The organism is Mycetohabitans rhizoxinica HKI 454, from assembly GCF_000198775.1.
In the GTDB taxonomy this organism is placed as follows: Bacteria; Pseudomonadota; Gammaproteobacteria; order Burkholderiales; family Burkholderiaceae; genus Mycetohabitans; species Mycetohabitans rhizoxinica.
The window spans coordinates 548,378-566,553 of sequence record NC_014722.1 but is presented as its reverse complement, the minus strand read 5'-3'; the positions used below and the strand labels follow the sequence as shown (position 1 = coordinate 566,553).

The following is an 18,176-nucleotide window of genomic DNA, read 5'->3' as shown; positions in this document are numbered from 1 at the left end:
CCGCGCCACGTTGCGTAGCTTGTGCAGACCGCGGTTCACGAGCGATACGGCTTATACGTTCTTTTTGGCTTCCCTGCCTGGTTCGCCAAGGTCATAGACTCCTTGAACCAATGCCATGTGCACGGTTGCGGAAATTTGCAGCATGGGCGTGCGCGTCACTCTGTCTGACGTACCCGAAGTGCTGCTAACTGCGACCAATTCTGAACCTTAGGTTCAGGATGCCGGCCTAGCGGCCAAGGCGGGGACCTTATTCGGSGGCATCGAACTTTGTGGTTCGATGCCGTTTTTTCATTCGAGCGTCCCCCACGGCGATGCACTACTGGGTGATGAAGTCCGAACCCGACGAAGCGAGCATCGACGATCTTGCCGCGTCTCCTACCCGCACATTGCCGTGGACCGGCGTGCGCAACTACCAGGCGCGTAATTTCATGCGCGACGGCATGCAGCCCGGCGACGGCGTGCTGTTCTATCACAGCAGTTGTGCCGAACCGGGCATCGCGGGCCTGGCCGAAGTTGCGTCGGGCCCGTATCCGGACCCGACACAATTCGATGCCGCCAGTCCTTACTATGATCCCAAGTCGCGTCGTGACGCACCACGTTGGCTACTGGTCGATGTGCGCTTCGTCAAGAAGCTGCGACTGATTCCGCTGAGCGAGTTGCGCACGCACGCGGCACTGGCCGACATGCAGGTGCTGGCGCGCGGCAACCGTCTGTCGATTACGCCAGTTACGCCCGATCAATGGCGCTATATCACCGACACGCTGGCTAAGGCCAGATAGCGAGATCGCGAGGCACCACACCCGCTCAAAACCGGCGCAGTGCGACCCCGCCTTTGTTTCGTGGAACTTCGCATCGCGCACGCTCAACTCATAGCGCACGATCCGCCGCACGCATTGCCTAATAGGACACAGTCCGCCGCATGGGCTGCGACGGAGCCGACAACCTCGTTGGGAGTCTAAGAATGATCAATCAGTCCATACCCTCGCGGCGCCTCGCGCGTCGTGTGCGCGGCATCGTGGCTGCATGCGCGCTTGTGAGTGTTCCGCTGACGCTGAGCTTAGCGCCCGGCGCCGCGCTTGCGCAGGCCGCGCCAGTGGTACAGCCATCCGGCGTGCTGTCGCTGAGCGTCGAGCAAAGCATCGACGTGCAAGAGGACGTCGTGCGCATCACACTGTTCTATGAGCAAGAGGGCCAGGATGCTGCCGCCCTGACCCGGGCACTGAACAAGCACGCCAACGATGCGCTGCGGCAGGCGCGCCGCGACAGCAACGTGACCGTGCAAACCGGCGCCTTCACGATCTATCCGTCGACTAACCACGACGGCAAGATCGCCGCCTGGCGCGGTCGAACCGAGATCGTGCTCGAATCGTGCGACTTCGGTGCCGCGTCGCGGCTCGCGGGCCAGTTGAGCAATACGATGCAAGTGGATAATGTGGCGTTCTCGTTATCACCGCAGGCGCGCCGCGACGCGGAAACCAAGCTGACCTCGGGTGCCATTGCGGCGTTCCGCGACCAGGCGCAAGCCGCCGCGCAAGCGTTCGGCTATGGCGGCTACACGATCCGGGAAGTGCGCATCAACCGGGGCGCCGGCGGTGGCCCGCGACCGTTCATGATGATGGCCGCGCCCGCGAGAGCCGAAGCGAAGGCCACAGCGCCGCTGCCGATCGAGGCGGGCAAGCGCATGGTGACGGTCGACGTATCCGGCTCGATCCAGATGACGCGCTAAGGCTGACGTATCATCGCCGGCCGGCCCGCTGCCCGCCCCCGCCCCTGCCCTCGCCGCGCACGCGTGTCGTGGCGCCAGCACCCGGGCGTGTGCGCGGCGCAGCGTGCGTCAGCCGGCCGAGTCCGCTGAGCGGGCACTGAGCAAACGCGCATCCCGCTTGTAGGACCAGACGAGCAACAGTGCGCCGACAACGACCATCGGCAGGGAAAGCCACTGCCCCATCGATAAGTTGAACGCGAGCAATCCGAGAAAGTCGTCTGGCTCGCGCGCGAACTCGACCGTGAAGCGCGCCATGCCATAGCCGAGCAGGAAGAGCGCCGAGGCGGCGCCGATCGGACGCGGCTTGCGCGTGAAGCACCAGAGCACAACGAACAGCACACCGCCCTCCAGCGCGACCTCATAAAGCTGTGACGGATGGCGCGGCAGCATAGGGTAGCGCTGGAACACTTCCAGCAAGTGCCATTGCGCGGCTTGCAGCGGATGCGACGCGAGCCACCCCAGATCTTCATTGACCGCGCCGGGAAATCCCATCGCCCACGGGGCATCCGGTGCCGTAACACGCCCCCACAGTTCGCCGTTGATGAAATTGCCAAACCGACCGGCTGCCAACCCCGTCGGCACCATCGGCGCGACGAAATCGGTGACCTGCAGCCACGTGCGGTTGCGTTGGTACGCGAACACGGCCATCGCGAGCGTCACGCCGAGAAAGCCACCGTGGAACGACATCCCACCCTCCCAAACCTTGAAGATGTCAAGCGGATGGGCCAGATAGAAGTCGGCTTTGTAAAACAGCACGTAGCCGAGGCGGCCACCGAAGATCGTGCCTAGCACGCCATAGAACAGCATGTCGTCGATGTCGCGCAACGTCCAGCCTTGCGCCGCGACATGCGGCAGGCGCAGCCGCAACCGGCCGACAACGATCGCCGCGATGAACGCGACCAGGTACATCAACCCGTACCAGCGCACCGCGAGCGGACCGAGGTGGATCGCGACGGGGTCGAAATTCGGATGAATCAGCACGATAGGAATCTGAGATCAGTGGGAGGTCAAGGGATCGATAGCGCATGCGCGCGCACGACGTCGATGAAGCCCGCCAGTACCGGGCTGACATCGCCCGTGCGCCATACCAGGCCCGTTTCGACGACCGGCAGCGCACCGCGCAGCGCTCGGTAGACGACGCCCGTGCGCCGCAAGTTGTGAAGCGATTGCGGCACCAGCGCAACGCCCATGCCGGCCGACACAAGGCTGACGATCGTCTGCATTTGGATCGCTTCCTGGCCGATCCGCGGCACGACGCCCGCAGCCTTGTAGCAGCCCATTATGATGTCATAAAACGCGGGCGCCAAACGCCGCGGGAAAATCACCAGCGGCACGTCGGCGAACTGCGCCAACTCGATTTCCGCCTGGTCGTGCGCCGTGTCCAGCGCCTGGGCCAGGTCGCACGACATGGCGACGATCAATGGCTCACGCGCGATCGGCAGATACGACAGCGCGGCCGCATGACGGGGCGGAATCGGTGGGATCACAATGCCCGCGTCGATACGTCCGGCCACCAGTTCGTCAATCTGCACATCACTGGTCGCCTCGAGCAACTGAAGCCTGACGCGCGGAAAACGTTCGCCGAATTGCCGCAACAGGCCGGGCAGCAGCCCATAGTCGGCGCTCGACACGAACGCCAGCGCAAGCACCCCGGTCTCGCCCTGCGCCAGACTGCGCGCGAGCGGCGCCAACGCATCGGCGGCGGCCAGCACCCGCCGCACTTCGGGCAGCAGCGCGGCACCCACCGGGGTCAACTCGACCGAGCGTTTGGTGCGCTCGAACAGACGCACGCCGAGTGCGTCCTCCAGCAAGCGAATCGCCTGCGACAGCGGCGGCTGGGTCATCGCGAGCCGGGCCGCCGCCCGGCTGAAGTGCTGTTCCTCGGCCAGCGTGACAAAGTAGCGCAATTGGCGCAAATCGAAGGACATACGCGAAGGCAGAGTGGAAACTGATACATTTTACGACTTTATTAGCCTCAAATAATATATTGGACATTTGATTCGCGACGCTGCATGCTGTCACGCAAAGCTATAGGAGGTGCCCCCATGCCGTACAACCGTCGTTCAAAGAACATCACTCAAGGCGTCGCCCGTGCGCCAAACCGCTCGATGTATTACGCGCTCGGCTATAAGAAGGAAGATTTTGACAAGCCGATGATCGGCATTGCCAACGCGCATTCAACGATCACGCCGTGCAACGCGGGACTGCAACGGCTCGCCGACGCGGCAGTCGGCGCGATCCAGGACGCCGGCGCCAATGCGCAGACGTTCGGCACGCCGACGATCTCGGACGGCATGTCGATGGGCACGGAAGGCATGAAGTACTCACTGGTGTCGCGCGAAGTGATCTCCGATTCCATCGAGACCTGCGTGCAGGGGCAGTGGATGGATGGTGTGGTGGTCATCGGCGGCTGCGACAAGAACATGCCGGGTGGCATGATGGCGCTGGCCCGGATGAACGTGCCAGGCATCTATGTCTACGGCGGCACGATCCGTCCGGGTCACTGGAAAGGCAAGGATTTGACGATCGTGTCGTCGTTCGAAGCGGTCGGCGAGTTCACCGCGGGACGCATGACGCAAAAGGACTTTGACGGGGTCGAGCGCAACGCCTGTCCGAGCACCGGCTCGTGCGGCGGCATGTACACCGCGAACACGATGAGTTCGTCGTTCGAGGCGCTGGGCATGTCACTGCTGTACTCGTCGACGATGGCCAATCCGGACGACGAGAAGGTCGCGTCCGCTGCCGAATCGGCGCGCGTGCTCGTCGAAGCGGTAAAAAACGACTTGAAGCCGCGCGACATCATCACGCGCCAATCGATCGAGAACGCCGTATTCGCTGATCATGGCGACCGGCGGCTCGACGAACGCGGTGCTGCACTATCTGGCCATCGCGCACGCCGCCGAGGTCGAGTGGACGATCGATGACTTCGAGCGCATCCGCAAGCGCGTGCCGGTGCTCTGCAATCTGAAGCCGTCCGGCCAATACGTGGCGACCGACCTGCATCGCGCCGGCGGCGTTCCGCAAGTGCTGAAGATCTTGCTGGACGCCGGCCTGCTACACGGCGACTGCATGACGATCACCGGCAAGACGATCGCTGACGAACTGAAGGACGTGCCGAGCCAGCCCCGCACGGACCAGCAGGTGATCTTCCCGATCGACAAGGCGCTGTATAGCGAGGGGCATCTGGCGATCCTGAAAGGTAATCTGGCCGAGTCCGGCGCGGTCGCGAAGATCACCGGCCTGAAAAACCCCGTCATCACGGGGCCAGCCCGCGTGTTCGATGACGAGCAAAGTGCGCTCGAGGCGATTCTGGCGGACCGGATTAAGGCCGGTGACGTAATGGTGCTGCGCTATCTCGGCCCCAAGGGTGGGCCCGGCATGCCGGAAATGCTCGCGCCGACCTCCGCCATCATCGGCAAGGGGCTGGGCGAATCGGTCGGGCTCATCACCGACGGACGCTTCTCCGGCGGCACCTGGGGCATGGTGGTCGGCCACGTAGCGCCGGAAGCCTTCGCAGGCGGCACAATTGCGCTGGTACAGGAAGGTGACTCGATCACGATCGACGCGCACCAGCTCCTGCTGCAATTAAACGTCGACGAGGCCGAACTGGCGCGTCGCCGCGCCGCATGGACTCCGCCCAAGCCACGTTATACCCGCGGCGTGCTGGCCAAGTATGCCGCGCTCGCGCGCCCGGCCGACAAAGGCGCGGTCACCGGCTGAACCGCGCAGCGCAGGTTCCGGCGGCCTCGCGCCGGGACCCGTATCCTCACGTCACACCACCGACCACAATAAAACGGGGAATGACGAAAGCGCTGATCGGCATCCCGCGCATTGGACCGCTTCCAGCGTTGCTGCGCGTTGCACTGCCCGTGTCATGTGCATCGCGCGGGCGCATGCGGCGGCACAATGCGTGCGTCACTCGCCTTGCTTGTACATGTTCAACGTGTAGCCGCGGTCCCGATAGAAACGGTACCGTTCGCGCCCAGCCGCGAGCCCGTGCTCGTCATTGCCGATAACCTCGAGCAACCGTTCGAAGCGCGCGAATTGCGGCGGCACCGCGCTGCCTAAGTTGAGCAAAATTGCGTAGTGCGGCGCCTGATCCAGATCAGTGGTCAGCACCACCGGCGTCTCGCCGGCCAGCGCCGAGTCGGCCATGCAATGCGGGATGAAGTCCAGCGGCGAGAACGTCCACAGCCGCTCGTCGAAGGCGCGCAGCACGGCGGGCTCGCCCAGCACGACGAGCGGCTGCGCGGCCTGGTAGGCTTTGCGCGCCAGCCGGCACGCATAGCTCAGTGGATCCGCGACGTGGGTGTGAAAGTCCACACGGGTCATCGACAGCCCAACCCTCGCTGGTTCATGGATGCGGCGCGGTGTGCTTCGGCGAGCATCACTTCGCGCGATCGATCAAAAATTGCGTGAGCAGCGGCACGGGGCGGCCCGTTGCGCCCTTTGCGCTGCCGCTCTTCCACGCGGTGCCGGCGATGTCCAGGTGCGCCCACGGGTAGGCCTGCGCAAAACGCGCGAGAAAACACGCGGCCGTTACGCTGCCGGCTGGCCGCCCACCAATGTTGGCCATGTCCGCGAAATTCGACTTCAACTGCTCCTGGTATTCGTCGTCCAGCGGCAACCGCCACGCGAGATCCGACGCGTGACGGCCGGCCGCGAGCAACGCATCGGCCAACGCGTCATCCTTCGAGAACAAGCCGCTATTATGGTGTCCCAGCGCGATCACGCAGGCGCCCGTCAGCGTCGCGATGTCAATCACGGCAGCCGGCTTAAAGCGCTCCGCGTACGTGAGCGCATCGCACAGGATTAGCCGTCCCTCGGCGTCGGTGTTCAGGATCTCGATCGTCTGGCCGGACAGGCTGGTCACGATGTCGCCCGGCTTGTTCGCACTGCCGCTGGGCATGTTCTCGCACGTCGGGATTAGGCCGACGACGTTCAGCTTCAGCCCCATCTCGGCGATCGCGCGGAACGTGCCGAGCACCGAGCCGGCGCCGCACATGTCGTATTTCATCTCGTCCATGCCTTCACCCGGCTTGATCGAGATGCCGCCCGAGTCGAATGTGATGCCCTTGCCGACCAGCACCACCGGCGCCTGCTTCGCCCCAGCGCCATGGTGCTGCAGCACGATGAACTGCGGCGGCTGCGCCGAGCCCTTGGCGACCGACAGAAACGCGCCCATCTTCAGCGCCTCGATCCGCTTCTGGCCCAGCACCTCAACCTTTAGCTTCCAGTCCTTCGCCAGTTGTTTCGCGACACCGGCCAGGTACGTTGGCGTGCAAATATTGCTGGGCAGGTTGCCCAGTTCACGGGTCAAATCCATGCCATTAGCGATCGCCACGCCCTGCTTCAACGCGACGCGCGCCGCCTTCTCGTGTGCCGGGTCCACCACCACGATCACCTTCTTCACTGCGCCGCCATGGGCCGCGTCGGTCGCCGACTTGGACTTAGTCTGCGTGTATTGATAGGTCAGCTCGCGCAGCGTCAACGCGCTCACACGCGCGCTCCAGCTGGCCTCACGGTCGTTGACCGCCACCTGCGCGAGCGCCCATGTCACGCTCACCGCGCGCGTGGCCAACACTGCACGCCACGCCGCGCGCGCCGCATCGGTGAACGTCTTCGGGCCCAGCGCGTCCTGCTTGCCTAGGCTCACTAGCAACACGCGCGACGCGCCAATGCCGGCCACTGCATGCAGCATCAGCGTCGAGCCGGCCTTGCCATCCAGGTCACCGCTCTTGACCAGGCGGCTGACCAGCCCCTGGGTCGCGGCATCAAGCTTTTGTGCGGCGCCGGACAGCGTCCGCGCATCGAATACGCCGACCACGATGCAATCCGACTTTGCGTTCAGCAACGCGCTGTCCGCGGCTTTGTTCCAATCACAAGCTTTTGTGCTAAAGTCCATCGCGCTCGTCCTTGGCTAGAATCCTGGGCTGTTAGTCAAACCAAGCCGCAATTATCCGCTATTTTTCCTGCCGCGGCGTGGCTGGCGCCGGATCTCCTCCTTCGATGGACCGGTCCACGTGCGTCACGCGCGTGCAAACGCCCGTCGTGGACGGGCGGTGAATCCCGACTCGCCATCGTGGTCCAAGCCGGCAGCCGGGACACGAACATGATGTGACCAGATGATTCTTGAACGCTCCTTGCAGCGCGAACTCGCCTATACGGCCGGCGCGGTTTTCCTCGTGCTGCTCACCCTCGTGCTGACGACGATGATGATCCGCATCGTCGGCTTTGCCGCCTCGGGCCAGATCGATCCCCGCGATGTCGTCGTGCTGATCGGCTTGACGATGATCAGCTATGTGGCGGTGATGCTGATTGCGACGCTGTTCGTGTCAATCCTGTTCGTGCTCACGCGCTGGTACCGCGACTCCGAGATGGTGGTCTGGCTTTCGTGCGGCGTGAGCCTGACCCGGCTGATCAAGCCGATCGCCACGTTTGCCGCGCCGATCGTCGTGCTGATCGCCTTTTTTGCCTTCGTCGGCTGGCCGTGGGCGAACGAGCAAAGCAAGCTGATCCGCGAGCGCTTTCAGCAGCGCGACGAGGTGTCGCTGCTCGCGCCCGGCCAATTTCGCGAATCCGCCGCGAACCATCGGGTGTTCTTCATCGAGAAGATGAGTCCCGATCAAGGACGCGTCGAAAACGTATTTGTGACGAGCACGGAAAACGGCAAAGTCAACGTCGTTGTCTCCAAGACCGGCCATACGGAAATCCACCCGAATGGCGACCGCTTCGTCGTGTTGGAGAACGGACGCCGCTACGATGGCGAGCCGGGCAAACCCGATTTCCGCATCATGGAATTCGCGCGCTACGGGGTGAAGATCCAAAGCCGACAACTGGTGAACCGGCCGACGACCACCAGCCTGCCGACGGCCACGCTGCTGCGCGAGCCCAACCCTACCCATCTGGCCGAGTTCGCGTGGCGGGCCGGCCTGCCGTTGACTGCGCTGAACCTGATGCTGCTGGCCATTCCACTCGCGTACCAGAACCCGCGGCGCGGCCGCACAATCAATCTGGTGCTCGCAGTGCTTATCTACCTAACGTATTCGAACCTGATGAACCTGGTTCAGGCCTGGATCGAGCAAGGCAAGGTCGCGTTCGTGCCCGGGCTGCTGGGACTGCACGTGATCGTCTCGGCAATCGTCGTCTTCGTATTCTGGTTGCGCGTGCGCAACCGTCCGCTGCTGCGGCGCCCGGCGCTGCGCGCGGCATCCGGAGGCTGAACGATGCGCCTCTACGAAAGGTACCTTGCCAAGCAGGTCTACCTAACCTTTGCATTCATCCTGTTCGCGTTCTCAGGGTTGTTTTTCTTCTTCGACCTGATCAGCGAACTGAACGCCGTCGGGCACGGCAACTACAAGTTCAGCTATGCGGTGCTGCGCGTGATGCTGCAGACGCCGTCGCGGTTCTACGAGATCATCCCGGTCGCCGCACTGATCAGCGCCATCTACGTGTTCGCGCAGATGGCGGCCAGTTCCGAATTCACGATTTTTCGCGTCTCAGGGCTGTCCACGCATCGCGCGCTCGGCTCATTGCTGAAAATCGGCGTGCCGATCGTCGTGCTGACCTTCGTGATCGGCGAAATCATCGGCCCCTACACCGACCAGTTGTCCGAGCGCGTGCGCCTAGAGGCGCTCGGCTCGTCGGTATCAAGCAATTTCCAATCGGGCGTGTGGGTCAAGGATACAGTGCCGGGCAATGGCGCCACCGCACAGGTCACGCGGTTCGTGAACGTGGGAGAACTGAAGCCGGACGCGACCATTTCGAACGTGCGGATCTATGAATTCGATTCACAATTCCGTCTTGCGGACGTGCGCACGGCGCAGAGCGGCCGCTACATGCGGCCGGGCCAGTGGCTGCTCAAGGGCGTGACGGAAACGCAGCTGCATGATGTGGCGCCAGCCGCCGCGACAGCCAAGGACGTGCTCAATCCCGTGTATAAGTCCGCGCAGGTCTCGATGCCGGAGTACCCGATGCGCTCCGAGCTGACCCCGCAGATCCTGTCGGTATTGCTGGTCGCGCCGGACCGGATGTCGATGACCAACCTGTTTTCGTACGTGCAGCATTTGCGCGAGAATCACCAGGATGCGCAACGCTATGTGATTGCGCTGTGGCGCAAGGTGCTCTATCCGTTCGCCGTATTGGTAATGCTGGTGCTGTCGCTGCCGTTTGCCTACCTGCATACGCGTGCGGGCGTCGTCGGCGTCAAGGTATTCGGCGGCATCATGCTTGGCATGAGCTTCCAGTTGTTCAACACGCTGTTCTCGCACATCGGCACACTCAACACCTGGCCCGCGCCGTTGACCGCCGCAACACCCGGCCTGATCTATCTTGCGTTGGGATTATTCGCGCTGCGCTGGGCCGATCGCCACTGACGCCCGCGCCGGTGTCATCTCGATAGCATCATCGTGCCGGCGCGGTACGTGATCGACTAAGAGTATCGTCATGTCAGCATCAAGTAGCGGATTAATTTTGCTCGGCCACGGCGCACGCGATTCGCGCTGGGCCGAGCCGTTCGAGCGGGTCGCGTCGCTAGTGAGGGCGCGCCGCCGCGCGCAGCAGGACGAGGGCCCGGTGTCACTCGCATTCTTGGGACTGATGCAACCGTCGCTTCAGGCCGCGATTGCAGCGCAGGTCGCTCGCGGATGCGACCGGATCGTCATTGTGCCGGTGTTGATGGGCCAGGGCGGCCACGTGCGACGCGACTTGCCGCCGTTGCTCAATCAGGCTCGCCTCACCCATCCGCACGTGCGGATCGATTGCGCGTCGTCCATCGGCGAGGACGAAGCGGTGTTGCTCGCGATCGCGGCATGCTGCGAGCGCGCCCTGCACGAATCCCGCTAACGCTAACCACTACGCGACGTAGCACCGCGCAAGCACGTACCACCGGTGAAGCGTGCAACGAGTGAAGCGTCACCGCGCCGGTGCGGCGGTGCGCGAACAGCGGCAAGCTCATGCCGGGCATGATGCCGCCGAACACGCGGCTCATGCGGCGAATTGCAGCACCGGCAGTGGCAGTGCCGGCGGTGTGACCGGCCGTGCCTGCGATGCGGTATCGATGACGCCGCCTGTACCGAAGGCCTCGCGCGGCGCAAACGCGTCGCCAATCATCAGCAGGCTCGGCTGGGAAGGGTCGAACCAAGGCTGCGCGCGGCCGTGCGCCATCTCGCCAAGCGTCAATGTCAGCGTACGCTCACGTTCGGTGGTCGCCGCCTCGACGATCGTCACCGGCGTGCACGGCGAACGGCCGGCATCGATCAGTTGCCGCGCAATCGTCGCGGCACTGTCGCGTCCCATGTAGTAGACCAGCGAATCCGCATTGACGCGCTCGCGGATCTCGTCGGACCCGGGCGCCCGGCTGTGCGTGGCGAATGCGACGCTGCGCGCGACACCGCGCAGCGTCAATGACCGGCGCAACGTCGCCGCGCTGGCCAGTGCAGCAGTGATACCGGGCACGATCTCGTAGTCGATGCCAGCTGCCTCCAGCGCACGGATTTCTTCGTCGGCGCGGCCAAACAGCATCGGGTCGCCGCCCTTGAGCCGCACGACCCGTGCGTATTCGCGCGCCGCATCGATGAGCTGCTTGTTGATGAAATGCTGTGCACTCGAGCGCTGGCCGCACCGCTTACCGACCGCGATCTTACGGGCCTGCGGCGCGTGCTCGAGCATGCCCGGCTCGACCAGTGCATCATGCAGCACCACATCGGCGATGCCCAGCATGCGTGCGCCGCGCACCGTGATGAGATCCGACGCACCGGGTCCCGCACCGATCAAGTACACTTTACCCATCATCGCTCCTGTCCGTTCGCGATCACCGGATCACAATAGGATACATCACGCCGAATAGGCACGGATCATGCCAGCAGCGACCGTCTGGTGGGTCGCCTCGTCGATCAGCACGAACGCCCCGGTACCCGGATGACTATCGTACGTATCCACGACTACCGGCTTTTGCAGCGTCAGGGACACCGTGCCGATATCGTTCATTGCCAATGCATCCCGCCCAGTGGCATGCGACAACGTATGCACGTCGAGCACCCGCTCGATCGCACTGACGCGTGCAAACACGGTCGCGCTCGTCTGCTTGAGCAGGTACTTGCGTTGCAGCGACAACGGCGCGTCGTCGAACCAGCACAGGTCCGCCTGCAGCTTGCGGGCCGGCGTCGGGACATCGTCCGCGGCCACCAGCGTATCGCCACGTGATACGTCGATATCCTCGGCCAGACACACCGTCACGCATTGGCCAGCAAACGCCCGGTCAACCGAGGCGGTGCCACCTGACACCGGCACGATGATCTGCACCACGCTCGCCCGGCGCTGGGCCGGCAACACGGCCACGGTCTGCCCGACCTCGATCTCGCCAGATTCGACGCGCCCCATGTAGCCGCGAAAATCGTCCGCCTGCGCGCCGTCCTGCCGCGCGACCCACTGCACCGGCAGACGCAGCGCCGCGTTCACCTGCTGGTCCACCGGCAGCGACTCCAGCATATCCAATAGCGGCTCGCCGGCATACCACGGCATGCGCTCGCTCGCGGCGACAACGTTGTCGCCCTTGAGCGCCGAAACCGGCACAAAGCGCACGTTGGCCAGGCCCAACTGCGCGGCCAGCTCAACGTACGCATCGCGAATCTGATTGAAGCGTGCCTCGCTAAACTCGATTAGATCCATCTTGTTGACCGCGACGATCACGTGCGGCAAGCCCAGCAACTTGACGATCGCGCTATGGCGCTTGGTCTGCGGCAGCAGCTGCGTGCGCGCCGCATCGTTCACACTCACCCGCGTCGCGTCTACCAGGATGATCGCCGCGTGTGCGGTTGACGCACCCGTCACCATGTTGCGCGTGTATTGTTCATGCCCCGGCGTGTCCGCGATGATGAACTTGCGCTTGACAGTGGCAAAGTACCGGTATGCCACATCGATCGTGATCCCCTGCTCACGCTCGGCCTCCAGTCCATCGGTCAACAGCGACAGGTCGATGTCCTCACCGACGGCGCGCTTGTTCTTCGCGCGCGACAGGGCCGACAACTGGTCGGACAATACGGCCTTGCTGTCATACAGCAAGCGCCCGATCAGCGTGCTCTTGCCGTCATCGACACTGCCGGCGGTGATGAAACGCAGTACGCCGAGGTCTTCGGTCTGGTTCAGGCTCATGGTGTTTTACGTCAATTCGTATCGGGTCAGGGGACCAGTCAGGCACTCAAAAATATCCTTGCTTCTTGCGCTGCTCCATCGCCGCCTCGCAGGTTTGGTCATCCATTCGGGTCGCGCCGCGTTCGGTGATCTGCGTCACCGCGGTCTCGGCAATGATCTTTTCGACCGTGTCCGCGTCGCTGGCGACGGGGCAGGTGCAACTGATGTCGCCGACGGTGCGAAATCGCACCCGCAAGGACTCGCTGGTTTCTCCGTCGCGCTTGGGCGTGAGCGGTGTGACCGGCACCAGCAGAGCGTTGCGGCGAACGATCTCGCGCTCGTGCGCATAGTAGATCGACGGCAATTCGAGGTTTTCACGCGCGATGTACTGCCACACGTCAAGTTCGGTCCAATTCGAGATCGGGAACACACGCAGGTGCTCGCCCGGATGCAGGCGCGTGTTGAACAAGCGCCACAGCTCCGGCCGTTGCGCTTTCGGGTCCCATTGGCCGAACTCGTCCCGAAACGAGAAAATCCGCTCCTTTGCCCGAGCCTTCTCTTCGTCGCGGCGCGCGCCGCCGATCATCGCGTCGTAGCGGTGTGCGTCAATCGTCTCCAGCAACGTCACCGCCTGCGCGGCGTTGCGCGAATCGGTTTCGTGCCGCAGCCGCACCGTGCCGCGCCGGATCGAGTCCTCGACGTGGCCCACGACCAGTTGCGCGCCGATCTGCGCGGCCCGGCGGTCCCGGAACTCAATGACCTCGGGGTAGTTATGCCCCGTGTCGATATGCACCAGCGGAAAAGGCAACTGCGTGCGGCGCCCGGAGCCGAGGCCGAAGGCCTTGAGTGCGAGATGCAGCACGACGACCGAATCCTTGCCGCCGGAGAACAGCAGCGCCGGCCTTGCGCATTCGGCCACTAACTCGCGCAGAATATGGATCGATTCCGCCTCAAGCCAATCCAGGTGGTCTAGGCGCGTGGCCGTGTTGTGGCGCGGGGTGGTGTCCGTCGGTTCGAGCAACGTGCTCATAGTCGTCCTCAATGCTTCGATTCGGTTCAAGCTCGGGCTGGCGCGCCCGGATGCAGCCCACACTCCTTCGAGTCGCGGCTTTCCCACCACCAGCGTCCGGCGCGACGATCCTCGCCGGCGCGGATCGCGCGCGTGCACGGCTCGCAGCCGATGCTTGGGTAACCGCGCGCATGCAATGGATTGACCGGCACGTCGTACGCCTTCAGATAGGCCCAGACGTCGGCCTCGGTCCAGTCGGCGAGCGGGTTGTACTTTGCGATGCCGCGTGCCCCATCCTGCTCTCGTTCAGGCAGTTGCGCACGGGTGACCGATTGCTCACGCCGCTGCCCGGTCACCCACGCTTGCGCGCCAGCCAGCGCGTGATTTAATGGCTCGACCTTGCGGATCTCGCAACACCGCTTGCGCAGCTCGATGCTGTCGTAAAACGCATTCAGCCCATGCTCGCTGATATACGCGTCGACCGCCCCCTGCTGCGGATGCCATTGTTCGATGACGTAGCCATAACGCTGCCGGACCTGCTCGATCATGCTGACCGTTTCGGCATGCAGCCGGCCCGTATTCAGCGAGAAAATGATAATCGGCAGGTTGCGCGACAGAATCGCATGGGTCAGTAGCATGTCCTCGGCGGCCAGGCTACTGGCAAACTTCACACACGTGTGGCTCGCCGCAATCGTGGCGAGCAGCGCATCGAGCCTCTCGATGCGCTGCTCGCGCTGCGGCGTGAGCGACTCGGCGTGTACGAGCGGATCGCTCGGCGCCGCACGCCCGAACGTGACGACGGTTTCGCTCATGGCTGGCCCACCGCGCTCGCGTGGCTGACCGCCGCGGCTTGCGCGCGGCGCCGGAATAACGGGCGCGGCTCGTCGAACGCGCCCTGATAGCATACGCTCAGCTCGTCGAACGCCTTCAACGCGTCATGGATATCCTTGTCCGCACGCACCGCAAACGCATCGAAGCCGCAGCGTGACAGGTACAGCAGTTGATCGCGCAACACATCGCCGATCGCCCGCAACTGCCCCTTCCAGCCATAGCGCTCGCGCAACAGCCGCCCGATGCTATAGCCCCGCCCGTCACGGAACACCGGAAAATCCACGGCGACCAGCGCAATGTGTTCTAGGTCGTCGGCCAACTCGGCCGGCTCGCTGTCCGGCGCGAGCCACACGCCGCGCTGCGACTTGTCGCGTGCGGCGAGCAACGCGTCACGCTCGGCTTGCCAGTAGGGCAGCGGCACGATAACGCGGCCCGCCGGCAATGACCGGACGACCGGCAGCGAGCCGTCCTGCGCGACACGCACGACGCTCCAGTCGTCGTCCACGACCTGGCGTTGTCGGATGATTTTTTCAATGGCTTGAGTCATCTTCCACCTCACGCATGCGCCGGTTGACGCGCCGCGTACACCCGTTGCTTGAACGGCGCCATGCCGATCCGCTTATACGTATCGATGAAACGTTCGTCCTCGACACGATGCTCGACGAACGTATCGATCACCTTGGTGATGACCTCTGGCACCTCGTCGGCGGCGAACGACGGCCCGATCACCCGGCCCAGTGCCGATGCGTTGCCCTGCTCACCGCCAAGCGAGACCTGGTACCACTCGGAGCCATCCTTGTCCACGCCCAGAATGCCGATATTGCCGACGTGATGGTGGCCGCACGAGTTCATGCAGCCGGAGATGTTCAACGACAGCTCGCCCAGGTCGTACACGTAATCCAGATCGTCGAAGCGCTGCTGGATTGCCTGCGCGATCGGGATCGACTTCGCGTTGGCCAGCGAGCAGAAATCACCGCCCGGACAGGCAATGATGTCGGTAAGCAACCCGACGTTCGGCGCGCCGCAGCCGACTTCGCGGGCCTTTTCCCATAGCGTGTACAAATCGCGCTGCTTCACGTTCGCAAGGATCAGGTTTTGCTCGTGCGATACGCGCAGCTGACCGAAGCTGTACACATCGGCCCAATCGGCGAGCGCTTCCATCTGCGTATCGGTCACGTCGCCCGGCGGCTGATAATTCCACATGGCGCCAGGCTTCAACGACAACGTCACCGCGGCATAGCCCGGCACGCGATGGGGGGACACATTGCGCTCGACCCAGCGTGCGAATGCCCGGTTCTCCAGTAAGTGCTGTTCGAACGACGCGTCGGTATCGGACAGCTTTTCATACGGGGGCGGCGCGAAATGCTGCGCGACGCGCTGCACCTCGTCGCGGGTCAGCGTCGACGGGCCGTCCTTTAAGTGCTGCCACTCCTGCTCCACCTGCTGCGAAAACTTGTCTTTGCCGAGCGCCTTAACTAGGATCTTGATCCGAGCCTTGAACAAATTATCGCGACGGCCGAACCGGTTATACACCCGCAGCACGGCCTCGCAATACGTCAGCAGGTGCTGCCACGGCAGATCTTCCTTGATGATCGAGCCCAGAATTGGCGTGCGGCCCATGCCGCCACCCACCAACACGCTGCACATCACCTCGCCATCAGCATCGCGCTTCAGATAAACGCCTAGGTCGTGCAACTGCACAGCGGCACGATCCTGCGTCGCGCCGGCAACGGCGATCTTGAACTTGCGCGGCAGCCACGCAAATTCGGGATGGAATGTGGACCATTGGCGCAGCAACTCGGCCCATGGCCGCGGATCGACGATCTCGTCCGGCGCGACGCCGGCGAACTGGTCAGCGGTGATGTTACGGATACAGTTGCCCGAGGTCTGGATCGCGTGCATCTGCACCGACGCGAGCTTGCTCAGGATCTCCGGCGTTTCCTCCAGTTTGATCCAGTTGAACTGCATGTTCGAGCGCGTCGAGAAATGGCCGTAGCCGCGATCGTGCTCGCGTGCAATGCGCGCCAGCATCCGCAGCTGGTCGCTGCGCAGGTTGCCGTACGGAACCGCAATACGATGCATATAGGCGTGCCGCTGCATGTACAACCCGTTTTGCAATCGCAGCGGGCGGAATTCTTCCTCGGTCAGTTCTCCAGACAAACGCCGGCGGACTTGGTCGGCATACTGCCGGACACGCTCGTCGACGCTTGTCTGGTCGTACTGGTCGTATTGATACATGGGGGCCCCAGTCTTTCATGTGCGTTGCGCGCCGACGGTGCACTGCGCCGGTCCACCCTTCCTGGGACCCCCTGCGCGCCGCCGTCCCGTTCGAATAATCCGCCATTTGCAAAGCACAAAAACAGATATCGATATTGGGAAAACTGGGAAATCGTAATAGACTCGCTTTATACGTCAAACGACTAAAAAATTCTGTCCTTATGCGGAAGGGTTATATATGAACCTGCATCAGTTCCGGTTCGTGCGCGAGGCCGTCCGTCAGAATTTCAACTTAACTGAGGCGGCCAAGGCCTTGTACACTTCGCAGCCCGGCGTATCGAAGGCGATCATCGAGTTGGAGGACGAGCTTGGCGTCGAGATCTTCACCCGGCACGGCAAGCGCGTGCGCTCGTTGACCGAACCCGGCAGGATCATCTTGTCCTCGGTGGAAAAAATCCTACAAGAGGTCGAAAACCTAAAAAGAGTCGGGAAGGATTACGCAGCGCAGGACCAAGGCAATCTGGTGATCGCCGCTACCCACACGCAGGCGCGGTATTCACTGCCGCGGGCGGTGGCCGAATTCAAAAAGCGGTTTCCGAAGGTGCACCTGTCGATTTTGCAAGGCAACCCGACCCAGGTCGCCGAAATGGTCCTGCACGACCAGGCTGACCTAGCCATCGCAACCGAGGCCATCTCAACGTACAAGGACCTGGTCTCGCTGCCGGCATTCCAGTGGCATCATTTGGCGGTCACACCGCCCGAACATGCGTTGCTTGACAAAAAGGAGCAGATCACGCTGGACGATCTCGCGCAATTTCCGTTGATCACCTATGACAACGCGTTCGCGGGGCGCTCGAAGATTAACCAAGCGTTCGCTTTGCGTGGACTCACACCCGACATCATCCTTGAGGCGATCGACGCGGATGTCATTAAGACCTATGTCGAACTGGGCCTGGGCGTGGGGATCATGGCTGACGTCGCATTCAACGCGCAGCGCGACCGGCCGCTACGCGCGATTCCTGTTGGCCACCTGTTCGGCACCAACACCACACGGGTTGCATTGAAGCAAGGTACCTACCTGCGCGGCTACATCTATACATTTATCGAATTGCTCTCGCCGACACTGAACCGCAAGCTGATTGAGCAGGCGATGCGGGGCAACGCCGATTTGTATGCATGGTGAGCGGGCCTCTTACCGCGTCATGCTTCGCGCGACATCGCGCT

Annotated in this window: 16 protein-coding genes, 1 other RNA gene and 1 pseudogene; 8 read left to right on the top strand and 10 right to left on the bottom strand. The window is 63.2% G+C overall.

Going from position 1 to position 18,176, the window contains the following annotated elements; all coding sequences use genetic code 11:
* Positions 1–67: 67 nt before the first annotated feature.
* The 3 genes from ssrS (at position 68) to RBRH_RS02475 (ending at position 1,726) form a co-directional block, all read left to right on the top strand.
* Positions 68–249: non-coding RNA, 6S RNA (ssrS, locus tag RBRH_RS16670), on the top strand.
* A 62-nt stretch (positions 250–311) separates the two neighbouring features.
* Positions 312–779 (top strand): EVE domain-containing protein, encoded by a 468-nt coding sequence (locus RBRH_RS02480; protein ID WP_041753095.1) that lies wholly within the window; start codon positions 312–314, stop codon positions 777–779.
* A 182-nt stretch (positions 780–961) separates the two neighbouring features.
* Complete coding sequence (locus RBRH_RS02475) at positions 962–1,726, top strand: SIMPL domain-containing protein (protein WP_049786338.1); 765 nt, start codon at positions 962–964, stop codon at positions 1,724–1,726.
* A 108-nt stretch (positions 1,727–1,834) separates the two neighbouring features.
* On the opposite strand, the gene lgt is transcribed toward RBRH_RS02475, so the two are convergent.
* The gene (lgt, locus tag RBRH_RS02470) at positions 1,835–2,746 is read right to left on the bottom strand and encodes a prolipoprotein diacylglyceryl transferase (protein ID WP_013434355.1); all 912 of its coding nucleotides are present in this window, start codon (positions 2,744–2,746) and stop codon (positions 1,835–1,837) included.
* 26 nt (positions 2,747–2,772) lie between these two features.
* Positions 2,773–3,693 carry a LysR family transcriptional regulator gene (locus tag RBRH_RS02465; protein ID WP_013434354.1) on the bottom strand — a complete coding sequence of 307 codons (921 nt, stop codon included), beginning with the start codon at positions 3,691–3,693 and terminating at the stop codon, positions 2,773–2,775.
* A 117-nt stretch (positions 3,694–3,810) separates the two neighbouring features.
* Here RBRH_RS02465 and ilvD point away from each other — a divergent pair.
* Positions 3,811–5,485: pseudogene (ilvD, locus tag RBRH_RS02460) on the top strand (dihydroxy-acid dehydratase).
* A 195-nt stretch (positions 5,486–5,680) separates the two neighbouring features.
* Here the strand turns inward: ilvD and RBRH_RS02455 are convergent.
* Positions 5,681–6,097 carry a DNA polymerase III subunit chi gene (locus RBRH_RS02455; protein ID WP_013434351.1) on the bottom strand — a complete coding sequence of 139 codons (417 nt, stop codon included), beginning with the start codon at positions 6,095–6,097 and terminating at the stop codon, positions 5,681–5,683.
* Positions 6,098–6,152: 55 nt separating this feature from the next.
* The gene (locus RBRH_RS02450) at positions 6,153–7,670 is read right to left on the bottom strand and encodes a leucyl aminopeptidase (protein WP_013434350.1); all 1,518 of its coding nucleotides are present in this window, start codon (positions 7,668–7,670) and stop codon (positions 6,153–6,155) included.
* Positions 7,671–7,890: 220 nt separating this feature from the next.
* On the opposite strand from RBRH_RS02450, the gene lptF reads away from it, so the two are divergent.
* The 3 genes from lptF (at position 7,891) to RBRH_RS02435 (ending at position 10,609) form a co-directional block, all read left to right on the top strand.
* Positions 7,891–8,988, top strand: a complete 1,098-nt coding sequence (gene lptF / locus RBRH_RS02445) for an LPS export ABC transporter permease LptF (RefSeq protein ID WP_013434349.1) — start codon at positions 7,891–7,893, stop codon at positions 8,986–8,988.
* 3 nt (positions 8,989–8,991) lie between these two features.
* Positions 8,992–10,140 carry an LPS export ABC transporter permease LptG gene (lptG, locus tag RBRH_RS02440; RefSeq protein WP_013434348.1) on the top strand — a complete coding sequence of 383 codons (1,149 nt, stop codon included), beginning with the start codon at positions 8,992–8,994 and terminating at the stop codon, positions 10,138–10,140.
* A 70-nt stretch (positions 10,141–10,210) separates the two neighbouring features.
* On the top strand, positions 10,211–10,609 hold the full coding sequence (locus RBRH_RS02435; RefSeq protein ID WP_013434347.1) for a sirohydrochlorin chelatase: 399 nt from the start codon (positions 10,211–10,213) through the stop codon (positions 10,607–10,609).
* A 141-nt stretch (positions 10,610–10,750) separates the two neighbouring features.
* Here RBRH_RS02435 and cobA read toward each other — a convergent pair whose 3' ends face one another.
* The 6 genes from cobA to RBRH_RS02400 are packed head-to-tail and all read right to left on the bottom strand — an operon-like array spanning position 10,751 to position 16,973.
* Positions 10,751–11,554 carry a uroporphyrinogen-III C-methyltransferase gene (cobA, locus tag RBRH_RS02425; RefSeq protein WP_083813420.1) on the bottom strand — a complete coding sequence of 268 codons (804 nt, stop codon included), beginning with the start codon at positions 11,552–11,554 and terminating at the stop codon, positions 10,751–10,753.
* Between the two features lie 45 nt (positions 11,555–11,599).
* Positions 11,600–12,916 carry a sulfate adenylyltransferase subunit 1 gene (locus RBRH_RS02420; RefSeq protein WP_013434345.1) on the bottom strand — a complete coding sequence of 439 codons (1,317 nt, stop codon included), beginning with the start codon at positions 12,914–12,916 and terminating at the stop codon, positions 11,600–11,602.
* A gap of 46 nt (positions 12,917–12,962) precedes the next feature.
* A complete protein-coding gene (gene cysD, locus RBRH_RS02415) occupies positions 12,963–13,925 on the bottom strand; it encodes a sulfate adenylyltransferase subunit CysD (RefSeq protein WP_041753091.1) in 963 nt (320 codons plus the stop codon).
* A gap of 26 nt (positions 13,926–13,951) precedes the next feature.
* Positions 13,952–14,716 (bottom strand): phosphoadenylyl-sulfate reductase, encoded by a 765-nt coding sequence (locus tag RBRH_RS02410; protein WP_013434343.1) that lies wholly within the window; start codon positions 14,714–14,716, stop codon positions 13,952–13,954.
* On the bottom strand, positions 14,713–15,282 hold the full coding sequence (locus tag RBRH_RS02405) for a DUF934 domain-containing protein (RefSeq protein ID WP_041753090.1): 570 nt from the start codon (positions 15,280–15,282) through the stop codon (positions 14,713–14,715). Before RBRH_RS02405 ends, RBRH_RS02410 begins: the two co-directional genes overlap by 4 nt.
* An 8-nt stretch (positions 15,283–15,290) precedes the next feature.
* Positions 15,291–16,973: a nitrite/sulfite reductase gene (locus RBRH_RS02400; protein WP_013434341.1), complete on the bottom strand. Its 1,683-nt coding sequence runs from the start codon at positions 16,971–16,973 to the stop codon at positions 15,291–15,293.
* 217 nt (positions 16,974–17,190) lie between these two features.
* On the opposite strand from RBRH_RS02400, the gene RBRH_RS02395 reads away from it, so the two are divergent.
* Complete coding sequence (locus RBRH_RS02395) at positions 17,191–18,135, top strand: CysB family HTH-type transcriptional regulator (RefSeq protein ID WP_013434340.1); 945 nt, start codon at positions 17,191–17,193, stop codon at positions 18,133–18,135.
* Positions 18,136–18,176 lie beyond the last annotated feature (41 nt).